Genomic DNA, 16,821 nt, shown 5'->3' on the forward strand with positions numbered 1-16,821 from the left:
TTTGTGTTCGGTTCATGTGGGCGCGAGCTCCGGTATCACGACATGAACCGACATCTCCTCCAGCCGCTCCAGCAAGCGAGTTGCTGCCTGCACATCGCCGGCCTTCGCCATCGACTCCAGCTCCCGCGCCGGGTCGGTGAACGCATCGTAGCCCAGCGTACCCGCTCCGCCCGCTACGGCGTGAGCGACGCGCGCCAGCTCATCCATATCGCCCGCCAGCGCGGCAGTGCGTGCGGTGGCGAGCTGCTGCGCCAGCCGCGCCGGAAACTTGCGCACAATGGGCACGAGCCGCATGTTGTCCGCAAAGCGCGAGCGAATCTCGCCCTGGGGTGATCCGTCCTCGTCTGCGCGCTCAGTCGCAACCCCGGTCGCAACCCCGGTCGCAGCATCGGACGCACTGCCCGCCGCCGTCTCGGCCGCCGCCTCGTCTGCTGCCACCCTGATGCCGCCCAGCAGGCGCGCGGTCTCTTCGAGCAGCCGGTCGATGTCGATCGGCTTGGTGAGATACGCCGTGCAGCCCGCTGCCATCACTTCTTCTTCAAACCCCTTCATGGCATTGGCCGTGAGCGCCATCACAGGCACGGTCATGCCGCGCGCGCGCAACTCGCGCGTGGCCGCAAAGCCATCCATCACAGGCATCTGCATGTCCATGAGCACCAGGTCGAAGGCGCTGCCTTCGAGTTTGTCGAGCGCCACCTTGCCGTTCTCGGCCTCCTCGATCCACAGCCCCTGGTCGGCCAGCACGAGCGACGCGAGCTCGCGGTTCTCGGGGCCGTCGTCCACCACCAGCACGCGCGACGCCGGGATGCGCCACTTCGGCTTGCGCGAGAGCTCCGGCGCGGCCTGGCCCGCAAGCGCCTCATCCGCGGTGATCCAGCGAACCTGCGACAAGTCACCCGGATCGAAGGCAAACGTCATCGTCGTGCCCTCGCCCGGCACGCTCTGCGCCGTGATGTCACCGCCCAGCGCACGCGCCAGCTTGCGGCTGATGGCCAGGCCCAGGCCCGTGCCGCCAAAGCGCCGGCTGATCGATGCGTCGGCCTGCGTGAACGGATCGAACATCGACTCGATGCGGTCAGCAGCAATGCCGATACCGCTGTCGCGCACGGACACGGTGTAGCGCTGCGGCTCGCAACTGACCGTGACAGTCACACCCCCGCGGTCAGTGAACTTCACCGCGTTGCTCAGCAGGTTCAACAGCACCTGGCGGATGCGCGAGCCGTCCGACGTGGCCACTTCGGGCAAGCTGCCCACAATGCGCACGTCAAGCGCAATGCCTTTTCCTTTGGCCTTGACGTCAAGCTCGGACACGGCGCCCAGCACGACCAGGTGCGGTGCAAAACTCGCACGCTCCACCGTGAGCTGCCCTGCTTCGACTTTCGACAAGTCGAGAATGTCGTTGATGAGGGACAGCAGGTGCTTGCCGCTGTGGCGGATCGTCTCCAGGTAGCGCGACGACTCGCGCTCGTTGTTGCGGCCATAGCCGCGCCGCAGCAGCTCCGCAAAACCCAGGATGGCATTCATCGGGGTGCGGATCTCATGGCTCATGTTTGCCAGGAACTCGCTCTTGGCGAGGTTGGCGGCCTCGGCCTCGTCCTTGGCGCTTTGCAGCGCGATCTTGCTTTCTTCGAGCTGCGTGATGTCTTCCAGGCTGATCAGCACGCCGCCGGCCTTGCCCGAGGAGCCAAGCACGGGCGAGCAGTTCACCACGAAGCTGCGCAGCGCCCCCTGCGTATCGAGCAGCTTGAGCTGCAAGTCACGCTGCACGACGCCCTGTTCCAGCGCAACCACCCAGGGCTGCTGCGTGTCGGCCAGGGCGTTGCCCTGTGCATCGCGCCACGGGATCGCAAAGACGGGCGAGCCCATCAGCTGGTCGTTGCTCTTGCCCAGCAACTTCACGAGCGCCTCGTTCGCCAGCACCACGCGCAGCTTCTGGTCCACCACCAGCAGGCCTTCGGTCAGCGAGTCGAGCGCTGAACGCACCCGCGCGGGCACGGCCTTGGACGGATCCAGGTGCCGCAGCACCCGCCCCAGGTACACAGCAAAGCCGACGAAGCACAGCGTCGCGCAAAAAGCGAGCAGCTGCAGCAGCGGTGTTTCAAGCACGCCGCGCCAGCCCGCAGACACCATCGGCTGGAACCGCATTTCCAGCTGGCCCCACGGGCTGCCGTCGGCATACAGCTGCACCAGCATCTGCGAATCAGTGGCGCCGCCGGTGTCCATGGGCACCCAGTTGCGGGCGTGTTCGCCCACCGCGAGCACCAGCGCACCATCCTTGCTGCGCAGGCCCACCGAGCGCAGCTGGTCATTGCGCTTGAGCAGGAAGCGCAGCACGTCTTCGAGCTTTCGCTGGTCCGAGCCGGACAGGATGGCCGTGGCACCCGCAGCCACGGATTCAGCGAGCGCAATGCGGCCCTCGCGCACGGCAATGGCGCGGTCCGGAACCAGCCCGAGCAGGGACGCCGCCATCAACGCCGTGCTGACGATGGAGACGAGCCCCAGCGCGATGTAGGTGCGTGTGCCGATGAGTTTCAACTGAAGCCTCGCAAGGCATCGCCGGGGCGCCGCTCGGGGCCGTCGAGCAGGTCGTCGTCGTCATCGTCCTCGTCCTGCGCACGCGAGAGCACGGGCAGCGGATCGAGCAGGCGCCACGCGGGCATGGCCGACAGGTAGCTGCTGAGCAGCACGCCGCCGCGGATCAGCCACAACACATACGCGACCGAGACGCCGAGCGACACACCGGCGACCGAGATGCTGGTGGAGCGATCCACATCCAGCTCTTCGCGCACCTTCTCGCGGGCGCGATCGAGTTCCTCGACGAAGCCGGGCGAGCGCAGGTGGCGCTGCAGGTCGTCGACCGAGGCGGACGCGCCACTGCCGGTGAAGGCATTGAAGCCGGTGACGACAACGTCCACGGCGTGGTCGAACGCCACGATCGTGAACACACGGCGGTCAAGCAGCGTGCCAGTGGCAACCTTGACGGGCTCGAACAGCGGGCCTGCCGGTGACGAGTCTGTGCCGGGCGCCGGGTTGCTGGTGCTGCCCAAGGCAGGATTGCCCAGGGCATCAGGCTCGCCCAGTTGCAGGTTGGCAGTGGTCACTGCCGGTTTGGCCGGCGGCGCGGGCGCAGCGGGCGCCTCATCGGGCACGAGGTCTGGCGTGGTTGCGCCTGCAGGCGGCGCTGGAGGATTTGGCGAGGGGCTGCCCGTGCCCGGGGCGGCCGGGTCAGTCGGGAAAAGATCGACGACAACCGGCGCGGGTGTCGGCGCCGGAGTTGGTTCGGGCGTGGGCGCAGGTGTCGGCGCAGGTGTCGGCGCAGGGGTCGGCGCTGGCGTCGGTGCGGGTGTCGGTGCGGGTGTCGGCGCGGGTGTCGGCGCGGGTGTCGGTGCGGGTGTCGGTGCGGGTGTCGGTGCGGGTGTCGGCGCGGGTGTCGGCGCGGGTGTCGGCGCTGGTGTCGGTGCGGGTGTCGGCGCTGGCGTCGGTGCGGGTGTCGGCGCTGGCGTCGGTGCAGGTGTCGGTGCAGGTGTCGGCGCTGGCGTCGGTGCAGGTGTCGGCGCTGGCGTCGGTGCGGGTGTCGGTGCGGGTGTCGGTGCAGGTGTCGGTGCAGGTGTCGGTGCAGGTGTCGGTGCAGGTGTCGGCGCTGGCGTCGGTGCAGGCGTCGGTGCAGGCGTCGGTGCAGGTGTCGGTGCGGGTGTCGGCGCTGGCGTCGGTGCAGGTGTCGGCGCTGGCGTCGGCGCAGGCGTCGGTGCGGGCGTCGGTGCGGGCGTCGGTGCGGGCGTTGGCTCGGGAGTCGGTGCAGGTGTCGGTGCAGGCGTCGGCGCTGGCGTTGGCTCGGGAGTCGGAGCGGGCGTAGGCGCAGGCGTCGGCTCGGGAGTCGGTGCAGGTGTCGGTGCGGGCGTAGGCGCAGGCGTCGGCTCGGGTGTCGGCGCTGGCGTTGGTGCAGGCGTCGGCGCTGGCGTTGGCTCGGGAGTCGGTGCTGGCGTCGGTGCTGGCGTCGGCTCGGGCGTCGGCGCTGGTGCCACATCCACGGGCACCTGGCTCGCGACAGTGTCGGCGCCGCCATTCGCAATGCCGCCGTCGTCCTGCACCGTCCACGCGACGACGACAGTGCCGCCGGGTCCGTCTGCCGTGGGCTTGAACTGCATGCCGCGCAGTTCGGCCAACGTGTAGGTGTTGCCAACGACGACCACCGTCGTCCCGTCGGCCAGAACCACGGAGCCGATCGCCGGATCGGGCAGCGCCGTCATGGTGATCGTCAATGCCTGTCCCGCCTCATCGGCGCCACCGCCGGGCGAATACTGCAGTGCGTCCAGGCCCAGCGGCACCGTCGCACCACCCTCTTGCGCCGATGCACCCACCAGCGATCCTGCGACCAGCACGGGCGCATCGTTCACCGCGACGACCGTCACGTTCGCCGTCGCGACCGCGGCGCTGAAGGCCGTCGAGCTGCCATTGGCCGTCGTATCGGCAAAGGTCTGGCCCGCCGTGCCCCGCGTCTGGTCCCACGCGCGGAACTGCAGGCCCGCAGGCGCGCCGTTCCAGTCGGCGTTGGCCACAAAGCGCACGCGCGTGTCTGCGTCGGCCGTCAACAGCCGTGCGTTGGTCACGGACACTGCACCCATGCTGCTCCACGTCGCGCCGCCGTCCGTGCTGAACTGCCACACCCCATTCGGGTCCGACGCCGCCACCACGGCAATGCCGCCCAGCGCCCCGGCGTCTGCGTCCGTCACGTGGCCTGCGAGCATGTCGGCAACGCGTATGCCGGCCGGCGACGCAGCGTCTTCAAGGATCGAGGGCAGGTCAGTCGTGCCGCTCAACACCGGCGCCGCATTGGCGGGCACCACATGGATCACGAGGCTTTGCGACAGCGTGTCGACACCCCCATTGGCGGTGCCGCCGCTGTCCACGATGTCGAAGTCAAAGCCCTGCGTGGCGCTCACCACGCCCGCAGCAGGGCGGAACTGCACGCCCTGCAATTGGGCCACCGTGAGGCTGTCGCCCGCGTGAACCACGGTCGTGCCGTCGGCGAGCAGCACATCGCCTGTCGCAGCAGACGGTACGACCGTCACCACCACCGACAACGTCTGCGTGCTCTCGAGCGTGCCGCCACCGGTGCCGTACGACACCGCGCCCAGGCCCAGGCTTGTCGCGCCCGATGCTTCAACAACGGTGGCGTCGTTGATCGTGCCGGTGGTGAGCACGGGTGCGTCATTCACGGCTTGCACCGCGACACTGGTTGACGCCGTCTGTGCGCTGTAGGGGCGCGATCCGCCGCTGGCGGTGGTGTCGCCACGCGTCTGGCCGGCGGTGCCACGCGTCTGGTCCCAGGCGCGGAACTGCAAGCCGCCTGCCGTGCCATTCCAGTCCGCATCGGGCACGAAGCGCACGCGCGTCACGCTATCGGCAGCAAGCAGCAATGCGTCACTGCCCGACACCGCGCCGATGGCCGCCCAGCTCGCGCCGTCGTCCGTGCTGTACTGCCAGTTGCCCGAAGGGTCTGTCGCAGCGACGACGGCAATGCCACCCAAAGCGCCTGCGTCTGCATCAGTCACCTGGCCCGCGACCAGGTCGGCGACAAGCATGCCGCTGGAAGCGAATGCATCTTCGAGAATGGCAGGCAGTGCATTGGCACCGGCCAGCACGGGCGCAGCGTTCGCCGGGAACACGGTGATCGCCAGAGACTGCGCGAGCGTATCGACGCCTCCATTCACGGTGCCGCCGTTGTCCACCACATCCCACGCCAGCGCCGTGGTGGCCGAGACAACGCCCGCAGCCGGGCAGAACTGCAAACCCTGCAGCACGGCAAGCGAGAACGTGTCGCCTGCATGCACCACTGTCACGCCGTCTGCCAGCAGCACGTCGCCAATCGCTGCGGAAGGCACGGAGGTCACGACGATGCCTAGCGTCTGCGCGGCTTCGAGTGCACCGCCGCCCGGGCCATAAGCTAGCGCGCCGAGACCGAGGCTGACAGACCCCGATCCTTCGGCAACATCGACAGTCACTGTCGCGCCTGCCGTGCGAACAGGCGCATCGTTGACCGGCTGCACCTCGATGCTGGCCGTCGCCGTTGCGCTGCTGAATGCCGTGGAACTGCCGTTGGCCGTGGTGTCGGCAAATGTGGATCCGGCCGTGCCGAGTGTCTGGTCCCACGCGCGAAACTGCAGGCCGGTGGCGGTGCCGTTCCAGTCGGCGTCGGCAACAAAGCGAACGCGCGTGTTGGCATCGGCTGCCAGCAGGCGCGCATTGGTTGTGGAGACAGCGCCGAAAGCATTCCAGCTCGCGCCGCCATTGGTGCTGAACTGCCAGCTGCCGTGCGGGTCAGCCGCTGCTGTCACGGCGATGCCTGCGAGTGCGCCTGCATCGCTGTCAGTCACGTGGCCCGCGATCAGGTCTGACACTCGCATGCCAGCCGGGTTCGCTGCGTCCTCGAGAATCGCGGGCAGGTCGTTCGTGCCCGTCAACACCGGCGCGGCATTGGCTGGCGTCACCGTCACGCTGATCGCCTGCGCCAGCGTGTCGATGCCGCCATCGGCAGTGCCGCCGCTGTCAACCACGTTGAAGGCAAAGCTGGCCGTGCCACTCACGACGCCCGCACCGGGCCGAAACAGCATGCCCTGCAGTTGCGCGACGCTGTAGGTGTTGCCTGCAATCACCGGCGTGATGCCATCGCCCAGCAGCACATCGCCCACTGAAGATGGCAACGCCGTGACAACGACGCCGAGGCTCTGCCCTGACTCCAGCGCACCGCCGCCTGGGCCGTAGCCCACACCGGCAAAGCCGAGGTTCACGGCTGGCGACGCTTCGACCACCGACAGGTTGCTGGCCGCAGCCGTCGTGAGCACCGGCGCATCGTTGACGGGCAGCACCGTCACGCCAGTCGAAGCCAGCGCCGCACTGAAGGCGCTGCCGCCACCATTGATGGCCGTGCTTTCCGTGCCGCCCGCTACACCGGCTGTCTGGTCCCACGCACGGAACGTGAGGCCGGCGCTGACGGCGCCGTTCCAGTCGGCATCGGCAATGAAGCGCACGCGCGTCTGCAAGTCGGACGGCAGCAGGCGTGCCGCCGTGGCCGTGGCACCCGCCAGCGAATTCCAGTTCGCGCCGCCGTCCAGCGAGTATTGCCACTGCCCGTGCGTCGAATCGACAGACGTCACGGCGATACCCGTCAGCGGATTCACGTTCGCGTCGCTGACGAAACCGGCGATCACGCCGCTCACCAAAATGCCGTTGCTGGCCACCGCATCTTCGAGTTGCGTGGGCAGCGCATTGGCACCCGACAGGACAGGCGCCTGGTTGGCCGCACTGATCGAAATGCTGATCTGCTCAGCCAGCGAGTCGTGTCCACCGTCCGCCGTGCCGCCACTGTCGCGCACATTGAACCTGAACGTGGCCGGCCCGCCCGTGCCGCCAGGCGCCGCACGAAACTGCATGCCCTGCAGCTGGCTGATGGTGAACTGCGCCCCGGCCGTGACGACGGTGCTGCCATCGGCCAGCACGATGTCGCCAAATCCTGGCGACGGCACGGTGACGATGTTCACGCTGAATGTCTGCGCGGCTTCATCTGCGCCGCCGCCTGCTGCAAAGCCCAGGCCTGAGAAGCCGAGCGTCGTGATGCCCGAGTTCTCCAGCACGGTGAGGTCGGCGAGTGTGCCCGCCACCAGGACAGGTGCGTCGTTGACTGGCGTGACAGTGATCGACGAAGTGGCCGCAGCCGTGCTGAACGCCCTGTCCCAGCCGCCGTTGGATGCATTGCCAACGCCGCCTGCCGCGCCCGTCGTGCGGTCCCATGCGCGGAACGTGATGCTGCTGGAGCCAGCGTAGTCAGCAGCCGGCACAAAGCGCACACGCGTCACTGCGTCGGCAGCGAGCAAGCGTGCGCTGCCGGCCGATACCGTGCCGAGGTTGTTCCAGGTTGATCCGTCGGTCGTGTATTGCCACACGCCGTTGGCGCCGCCGGCGGCCGTGATGGCAATGCCGCGGAGCGCGCCCGCATCACTGTCCGTGACTTGCCCGGCGATCAGGTCGCTGACGAGCGCGCCCACGCCTGCGCCGCTGTCTTCCAGGATCGGCTGCAGGTTGTTGGCGCCTGCAAGCACCGGCGCGTGATTGCCGGTCGTGAAAATGGCGACAAGCGCATCCTGCGCACTGGCTGAACCTTTGTACGCGCCGGGCATCGACAGGTTGTCGTTGCTGGTGCTGCCCACGAGATAAATCGCGTTGGGCGTGGCCGCCACGCCGCCCGCGGTGAGCCCCGCGCCGTAGTAGGTGCCGTACACGATGTCGGAGCGGCCGCTGCCTTGCGGGTCGATCACCCAGAAGAAGCCACTGGTGTTTGAATTGGTGCTGCTGTAGGCATCAGGCGTGGTGTAGAGGTTGGCCGAATCGGCATAGCCAAACACCACCACGTCACCGCCCGAGAGCGCCACGCCCGTCGGGCGGTCGTTCATGCTGCGTGGATTGTCACCATCGGCGTTGCGCGAGCCGCCAACGAAGCTCGAATACACCAGTGAAGCATTGCCCGTGACGTTGGTGTCGTACACACGCAGGTAGCCGGTGGTGTGCCGCACGCGCGTCGTCTCGGCTGCGCCTGGCGTGGTGGCAAAGTCGGAGTGATCGGGCTCCTGCGTCGTGCCCACGACATACGCGAGGCCGGTGCCATCAATGGCAATACCTGTCGCAAAGTCGTCGCGGTTGCCGGCGATGTAGCTGGAATACGTGATGCTGCCCGCGGCGTTCAGCTTCGCCATGAAGGCGTCCTGGTTGCCCAGCGAGAGGCCCAGAATGCCTCCCACGATGGGAAGGTTGTCCGACTGCGTGTCGCCGGCGACGTACACCTGCCCGGCTGCATCGACTGCGATGGCTTTGCCCGCGTCGTCGTCGTTGCCGTCTATCGTCTTCTGGTACACCACGGCGCCCGTCGCGGAGTACTTGTTGATGAATGCGGCTTGCTTGCTCAGGTTGAGGATGTTGTTGTCGTCGAGCACGCCCGTGACATACACAGCGCCCGACGAATCAAAGGCAACATCATTGGCCACATCGTTGTTGCCACCCGAGCCGAAGTACGTGCTGAACACAAGCGCCGTGCCACTGGTGTTCAGCTTGAAGACAAAGGCATCCTGGTTGCCCGCGCGGCTGCTGTCGGCCGCGTTGACCATGGGAAAGGCGCTGGACTTTGTCGAGCCCGCCACGGCGACGTTGCCCGCACTGTCAACGGCAATCGACGTGGGCTGGTCGTCAAGGCTGCCGCCCACTCGCGTGGACCACAGCAGCGTGGACAAGTCGGCGCTGAAGTGGGCGACGTACACATCGCCTGCGCCCGCGCTGCTACCGATGAGGTTGACCAAATCGCCCGTCGTCGCCGTCGTGCGGCCCGTCACGTACACAGTGCCATCGGCGGCGACGGCAACGTCCACGCCGGTGTCGTTGGCAACGCCGCCGAAGTAGCTGGCGTAAGTCAGCACCGGGTCAATCACCAGCTCGCGCTGTGCGTCGTAGGCGCCGACTGCAAAGCCCACGGTGCCATCGGCACCAAGCACATAGGCGCTTGCCACCGCCTCGCGGCCAGCCTCGCCGATCTGGTAACTCACGGGGGCATGGAAGCGGATTTCCTGCGGTGCTTGCCCGGCGGCGCCCGCCACGGTGAGCACGAGATCACCATTGGGTGCGATGCTGGCCTGCGCGCCGTCCACCCGCAATTGAATCAACTGCGCATCAGCGCCCGGGCGCAGCACGAAGTCGTATTCAAGCTGGCGCTGCGTGCCGTAGTAGCGCAGGTCCACGCTGTCGTACACATCGCTGTACAGGACGGCTCTGTAGTTCTCCACGTCGGTGCGCCATGCGGCTGCGTCACCACCGAGCAGGTAGTTGCTGCGCGCCTGCAGCAGGCCTTCACCCGTTGCCTCGCTCGCATTCGCGCCGATGAGCGTCAGGCGAATGGGAGATGACGCGCCGGCAAGCCGTATTTCCACGCCCGAATCATTCACCTGCACCGAATAGCCGCTGCCATACGCCGCGTAATCCGCACTCGCAGCAAACTGGCCGCGATTGGCCTCGAACGTCATGGGCGCGGTGGCATAGGTCTGCGCCGCGGCTTGTGTGGAAAGCGCCGTTGCCGCTGCGGGCAGCACGCGCACTTCGGCTTGCTGCGCGTCAGCGCCGAAGGCGTCGGTGGCCAGCAGCAGGCCAGCAGCTGCGTCAGCCGAATACAGCACCCGTGGCTCGACCCATTCAGCCTGCGGCAGCGAACGCCGCCGCGCGGACGGTCGTTGTCGGAACAGCCGCGCCAGCATGACTCAGGGCCGCGTGGGCGACAGCGTCATGGTGGGCGACAGGCGCAGCGCCGGCGCGCTGGCCTGTGCGGTGGGCGCTGGCCGTGCCCCAACTGGTGGTTCGGCACCTTTGCGTGGTTCAACACCACCGCGCGCCTGCGCAGCGCTCCCATCGGCCAGCTCCGCCTTGCAGCGCAAACCTGCGGGCAAGGCGTGATCGCGATTGGGCAGCTCCAGCCGCGCGCGGAACGTATTGCTCGCGCCTTCGATCAGCGAATCGACAAGCACGACTTGCGCGAGCCGTGCCTTCGCACCAGGAAACTCCGGCACGATCGCCATGCTCATGCCGCGCTTGACCTGCGAATACATGGCCACCGGCAGCACCACTTCAACCCGCAGCGGATCGACCACCGCCACGCGGAACATCGGCTTTTCTTCCACTCGCTCGCCCACGGACAAATAGCGGTCGGCAATCACGCCATCGCTCGGGCTGCGGATGGTGCGCAGGCCCAGCTGCGCCTTGGCAAGCTCGTGCTCATGCGAATAAACATCGCGCTGCTCTTTCGCCTGCGCGAGCCGGTTGTCGGCCACCACGGCTTCAGCGCGCGCCTGCTCCAGCGCCTGGCCCGAGATGAATTGCTGCCGCGCGAGGTCTTGCGCGCGCACGAGTTTCTGGCGGGCGAGTTCGGCGTTGGCCTTGGCGGCTTCGAGGTCGCCGATGGCAGCGGCGCGGCTTTGCGCCACGGCGACCGACTGGCGTTCGACATCGGAGCGCAATGCGGCCAGCGGCTGGCCGCGCACGACGCGGTCACCGCGCTCGACGTAGATCGCTTCGATCACGCCGACCACGGGGCTGCCGACTTCAGAACTGCGAAAGGGCTCGATCAGGCAACCAAGTGGCGATGGCCCCGCTGCATGTGCCGCGGCAATAGATAACCATCCACAACAGACCGTCAACTTGGAGACGAGCTTCACTACGAATTCCCGGTAAATGCTAGGTCGCGCTCCGCACTCTCGGCGCTGCGCAACAGGCTTACACGTTGTTTCATCTCAGTATAGGTGCGCAAGGCCTGGAACAACCGCAAATACGCAGCGAAAGACCGGGGGGTTTCACGAGTGCCACGCAGCCACAGCCGCCGCACGGCGAGCGGCACCGACGCCATCGCGGCAAAGTCCGCCGCCAGCCAGTGCTCAACACTGGCCGGCTGGCCCTGCCGCCCTGCCCGGCCGAGGAACTGCCTGTCCACCCTGCCCGAGGCATTGAGCTGGCACAGCAGCACATGCAGGCCGCCCGCGGCCAGCGCCTGCTCATCCAGCAGGATGTCGCTGCCACGCCCGGCCATGCTGGTGGCCACGGTGATGGTGCCCGCCCGGCCGGCCAGCGCCAGCACGTCCTGCTCGGCCTCATCGTGATGCGCGTCGAGCACCTGGTAAGCGATGCCGCGTGCTGCCATCTCAGCCGAGAGCGCCTGCGACTGTGACACGGTATTGACGCCGATCAGCACCGGCCGGCCCGCTGCGGCCAGTGCCTGCGCCCGTTCAGCCACGGCGGCCCAGAGTGCGGGGCTGTCTGCAAACAGCCGCTTGCCGAAGTCGTGCACCTGCCGCGGCTTGTGCGGCTCGATGCGGATCATCGACAAGCCATAGACGCGCGACAGCTCCGCCCGCGCCTCGCGCAGCGTGCCGCTGATGCCCGCGAGCCGCAGGTAGCGCGCGAAGAACCGCTGGTACGTGATCTGCGAGACGGTTTCGTTGCGGCTGGTGAGCGCGACTGACTCCTTCATCTCGACCAGCTGGTGCAGCCCGCGCGACCACGCACGCCCATGCGACAGGCGGCCCGACTGCTCATCGACCAGCGCGATCTTGCCATTGCGAATAACGTAGTCGCGCCCCTGCTGCAGCACGTGCCGCGCCACCAGCGCCAGCTCGACGGTGCTCTCGCGATGCGATGGATGGCCGTGCAGCGCATGCTGCTCTTGCGGCCATAGCGCCACGAGCGACCGGCCGGCAGGCAGCAGCCGCGCCTGAAGACCGTCGGCACTCAGGCGGAAATGCTCGCCCTCGCGCAGGTCCTGCGCCAGCAGCCACGCGGTTTGCAGGAACTCCCGCTCGCCCGCGGCTGCCTGCGCCTGCGCGAGCACCAGCGGCACACGCGCCTCGTCGATCAGCATCGTGTCGGCCTCGTCGAGGATGGCAAAGCACAGGCCGCGCAGCACGCGTTGCGCGGCTGGTGTCGCCGGCCCTGCTGGCTGCGTCATGCGCGCGATGCGCTGCTCCAGCGCGCTGCCGGTTGCGGGGGCCAGCATGGCGTCGCGCAGGTAGTCGAAGCAAAGCTCCTTGCCCGTCACGTACGTCACGTGGCAGGCGTAAGCCTCGCGGCGTTGTGCGGGCTGCATGGGCTGCGTGACGAAGCCGCAGCGCAGACCCATGGACGCATAAAACGGGGCGAGTGTCTGCGCGTCGCGCTGCGCGAGGTAGTCGTTGGCCGTGACCACATGCACCGGTGTGCCCATCTTTGCCGCAGCCGCAGCGGCCAGCGCCACGGCAAAGGTTTTGCCCTCGCCCGTGTCCAGTTCCACCAGGCGCTGTTCAAGCAAGGCGCGTGCGGCCATCACCTGCTGCCAGCGCGGCGTAACGCCGTGCGTTCGCGCGAGCGCGGCGCAGGCTTTGAGCAATGCGGCGCAGACGGCATCGCAGGCGGCATCGGCGCTGGGTGTCACGGTGCTGCTTGCCGACTCAGGCATCGAAGCATCTTGCGTTGAAGCATCCTGCGTCGAAGCAACTCGCGTCACAGCCTCACGCGCAAATCCCTCCAGCTGCGGCGTGCCCCAGTCGCTCCTGCGCGCTTGCCGGCGCAGGGGCAGCTGGCGCTGCGGATAGTCGCCCCACACCAGCCCGGGAAAGGGCCAGGCTGCGCTCACAGCTGCCCGCTCGGGCTGAACTGCCGCACGAACAGCTGGCGCAGGCGATGCCACACCTGCCAGCCCACCGGTTCGGCAGGCAAGTCGAGCTTGACCCACGCGCGCCCGCCAATGCGGCCCGTATCGAGCCCTGATTCCCTGCCCTGCCCCGCGTCTTGCACCGCCACGTCAAGCACAAACACCGGCACGCGGGCGCGAACGCCTTCTTTGTCGTTCGACTCGACCGGGATAGGCCCGCCGAAGCGGTCGCCCAACGCTGGCGAAGGCAGCTCCTGCGTCGCACCCGGCAGCTGCGGCAGCAGCGTTGCATCGCGCACCGTGAAGGGCGCTTCAGCCAGCACCACTTGCACATCGCGCACACGGCCACGCACGCGCAGGAATTCATCCTCAGGCAACGCAAGCCGCACGTACGCCGTGCCGGGCACGACCACATGCCCGAGCAGCGTGCCGCGCTTGGCATAGCTGCCGGGCAAGTCCTGCGGACGCGCCCACGACACCTGGCCGGCCACGCCACTGCGCACTTGCAGCTGCGATATCTGCTCATCGGCTCGGGCGAGTTCAGCTTCCGCTCGCCTCACGTCTGCTTCAAGCCGCTGGAACGCAGCCGGGTCGCTCAGCATCGACGAATACTGCTGCGTACGCAGGCCGATCTGCTCGGCGGCAATGCGCTCGCGCTGCGCGAGCAGCACCGGGTCGCGCAGGTTTAGCACGGCGTCACCAGCCTGCACAGGGGCACCGTCAGTGGCAATGACTTGCTCCACGAAGCCGGCTGTCTGCGCGCGCAGCTGCCCGCTGGGTGGCGGCCACACCACGCCGCGCGTCACGACCGATTGCGGCGCGGGCACGGCCACCAGCAACACCACCACTGCGGCTGCGGCGGCCAGCCCCACGCGCTGCGCCTTCGGCCCTGCGGCTGCCAGCCACAACCAAGCGCGGCGGCCCACCCACACCAGCGCAAAGATCGCAGCCGCCCAGCCGAGCAACCAGCTGTGGCTGCCCACCCAGGTGATCAGCGTGAGCAGCAACGCAATGCGATAGGCCCACGACAGCGGCGCGTAGGCCACCAGCCATTTGCGCTCGCCGGCAGACAGCGCTGTCTCGCCCACTGGCTCTTCACGGCGAACCCACTCCAGCCATTTGCGCAGCCACCAAGCCTGGCTACGGGAAGCAAGATTGGGCAGCTGCAACGCATCGGTGAGGATGTGATAGCCATCCAGCCGCAGCAGCGGATTGGCGTTGAACACGATCGTGGAGATCAAGCCGATCAACATGACCACCATCGCCGCATCGCGAACCGGCCCGGGGCTGACCAGCATCCACACCGCGAGCGCAAACGCCGCGAGCGACGTCTCGACCAGAATACCCGCCGCGCTCACGATCATGCGTTGCCGTGACGACGCCAACGTGTTCGCCGCGCTCGCATCGACATACGGAGCAGGCACAAGAAACATCAGCGACAGCCCCACCTCGCGCACCTCGCCGCCAAAACGCCGCACCGCCAGGCCGTGCCCCATTTCATGCAGCAGCTTGATGAGCGGATAGCAGACCCACGCGACGATGAAGCCGCGCGGTGCATCGAGCAAATGCAAGGCATGCGCCTTGATCTCGCCCAGGTTGGACCCCGCAGCCAGCAACGCCCACAGCATGGCCACCACCCACAGCACGAATGCCGTGCGGCTGAACAAGACCTGCGCCAATGGCGCGAGGCGAGTGAGCAGCGGCCCCGGATCGGCGAGCTTCGTGCGTATGAACAGGGGATTGACGAATGCGCCGCGTTGCTGCCGCGCCTCTTGCCCGCGCTGCGCAAAGATCATCGACAGGTGCGGCGCAGCGTCGAACTGCACCATGCCCGCGCGAAAGAGCTGCGCGAGCAGCTGCACCACTTCGTCTTGCGTCGGCGCTTCGTCGCGCCGCAGTTCCAGCAGGCGTGACCACAGCTGCGACACGGTGGCGCGGCCGTCGAACCGGCCCACCAGATCGTAGGCAGCGGGGTTCAGCCGCATCTGCTTGCCAGCGACTGGCTCCACGAGCTGCTGCCACACCTGGTCGCGCACCTGCTGGCGCACGATGCGCAGGCCCGACACGAGGCTGGGCTTGAGGCCCGCCACACGATGCCAGGATGCGCTGACCAGCTGCTCGCTCATGGGGGCGTCAGGGCAGGATCGTCCACAGCGCCATGCGCAGCCAGGCGCGTGCACGATAGGTGAACTGCGCGATGAGCGGCAGGTAGCCGGCCCGAATCTTCGCAACACCGCTCAGGCCGGGGCGCAGCGTGCTCGAGGCTTCGTCGAGCGTGCCTTCCACCTCGAAATAGTTGCGCCCTTCGCCCGTGGTGGCCACCGGCACGATGCGCGCGACGGTGAAGGCAAGCGTGGCATCCGGCTGCGACGACAACGCGAGCTGGCCACGCTGGCCGACCTGCACGGCGGCGATGTCGGCCTCGTCAATCTCCACGACCAGGCGGAAGCGATCATCCGGCGCGAGCACCATCAGCGTCTCGCCGCGCTGCACGGGTGCGCCTACGGTTTGCGAGAGATCACCCTTGATCACGATGCCGTCGAAAGGCGCGACGACCTTCGTGCGTTCAAGCTGCGCTTGCGCAAGCGACAGCATCGCCTGCGCCTCAGCGGCGCGCGACTGGCTCGACACCATCTGCGTGCGGTCGTAGCGCGCCTGCGCCGCGCGGTAAGCGGTTTCGTGCTGGCTCAGCTCGCTCTCGCGGCGGCGCTTTTCAAGCTCGAGCTCTTGCGAGGCGAGCTCGGCGAGCACCTGGCCTTCCTTGACGCGGTCGCCAGGGCGCACGTTGGCCTGTTGCAGGTAACCGTCGCTGGCAGCCACCACAGCGCGCTGCACAGCGCCTTCCAGCCGGGCGGGCGCACTCACACGCCAGGGCACCGGCACGATCAGTGCCAGCGCGACAACACCGATTGCGATCCACATGCCGCGCTTGTCGCGCGCCGCTTCGAAGTGCTTCATTGCCGCTTCGCGCAGCTTTTTTTGCCACGGCAGCGACTCGCGCCGCTTGATCTGAAGCACCGGGCCAGCGAACGACGCAATGTCTTCGAGCACGGCAAGCTCATCGCGCGTGAAGGCAACCTGGCCGTCGCGCTGCACGGCCATTGCGCCGACGATCCGTTGCCGGTCGACCAGCGGCACGGTGCACGCGCTCCCCGCTGCCGCCAACTGGCGTTGCGCCTGCAAGATCGGATCACCACTGTCAGACACAGGTGGCCAGGCGCAGCTGCGGCTCTGGTCGCACGCCTCGTGCATGGCCGCGAGCAGCGTGGCGGCCGCGGCGTGGCGTGGGTCGAGTTCGACGGCGGTGGAGGCGGCGACGAGCTGCAGATCGTCATCGCCACCACGCAGGGCCACGGCGCAACGCGAGCCGCCTGCCAGCGCGGCGATTTCAACTGCGAATGCGGCGGCTGATTCGGCCAGCGTGTCGTGCGCGAGCAGCGCCGCCTGCGTGCGCAGCACGCCCAGTTGCGCAGAGCCTGCGCCGGGCACGGATGAGATCAGGAAGGCAGGCGCTTTGTCCATGGAGGAGAACTGCTCGTGACCGAAGCGGGCACGCAGGCATTCTCGCCCAACTTGCGTTGCCAGGCGCAGCCAGCCGCCAATGGCGCCTGGCT

Annotated in this window: 6 protein-coding genes; all 6 read right to left on the bottom strand. The window is 67.9% G+C overall.

Features of this window, described 5'->3' with window-relative positions; genetic code table 11:
- Nucleotides 1–12 precede the first annotated feature (12 nt).
- Genes GHT07_RS01015 through GHT07_RS01040 form a run of 6 tightly spaced genes read right to left on the bottom strand, consistent with a single transcriptional unit; the run spans nucleotide 13 to nucleotide 16,729 of the window.
- Entirely contained in the window at nucleotides 13–2,535 is a 2,523-nt protein-coding gene (locus tag GHT07_RS01015; protein ID WP_153583187.1) for a PAS domain-containing sensor histidine kinase, read from the bottom strand.
- Nucleotides 2,532–10,289, bottom strand: a complete 7,758-nt coding sequence (locus GHT07_RS21600; protein WP_153583188.1) for a beta strand repeat-containing protein — start codon at nucleotides 10,287–10,289, stop codon at nucleotides 2,532–2,534. Before GHT07_RS21600 ends, GHT07_RS01015 begins: the two co-directional genes overlap by 4 nt.
- A gap of 3 nt (nucleotides 10,290–10,292) precedes the next feature.
- Entirely contained in the window at nucleotides 10,293–11,243 is a 951-nt protein-coding gene (locus GHT07_RS01025; RefSeq protein WP_153583189.1) for an efflux RND transporter periplasmic adaptor subunit, read from the bottom strand.
- Nucleotides 11,243–13,189, bottom strand: coding sequence for a preprotein translocase subunit SecA (locus tag GHT07_RS01030; RefSeq protein ID WP_153583190.1), 1,947 nt, complete (start codon nucleotides 13,187–13,189; stop codon nucleotides 11,243–11,245). The genes GHT07_RS01025 and GHT07_RS01030 overlap by 1 nt, the downstream gene beginning before the upstream one ends.
- Nucleotides 13,186–15,333, bottom strand: a complete 2,148-nt coding sequence (locus tag GHT07_RS01035) for a hypothetical protein (protein WP_153583191.1) — start codon at nucleotides 15,331–15,333, stop codon at nucleotides 13,186–13,188. The genes GHT07_RS01030 and GHT07_RS01035 overlap by 4 nt, the downstream gene beginning before the upstream one ends.
- 7 nt (nucleotides 15,334–15,340) lie before the next feature.
- Nucleotides 15,341–16,729: an HlyD family efflux transporter periplasmic adaptor subunit gene (locus GHT07_RS01040; protein ID WP_153583192.1), complete on the bottom strand. Its 1,389-nt coding sequence runs from the start codon at nucleotides 16,727–16,729 to the stop codon at nucleotides 15,341–15,343.
- Between the last annotated feature and the right edge of the window lie 92 nt (nucleotides 16,730–16,821).

The organism is Caenimonas koreensis DSM 17982, assembly GCF_009646335.1.
GTDB lineage: Bacteria > Pseudomonadota > Gammaproteobacteria > Burkholderiales > Burkholderiaceae_C > Ramlibacter > Ramlibacter koreensis.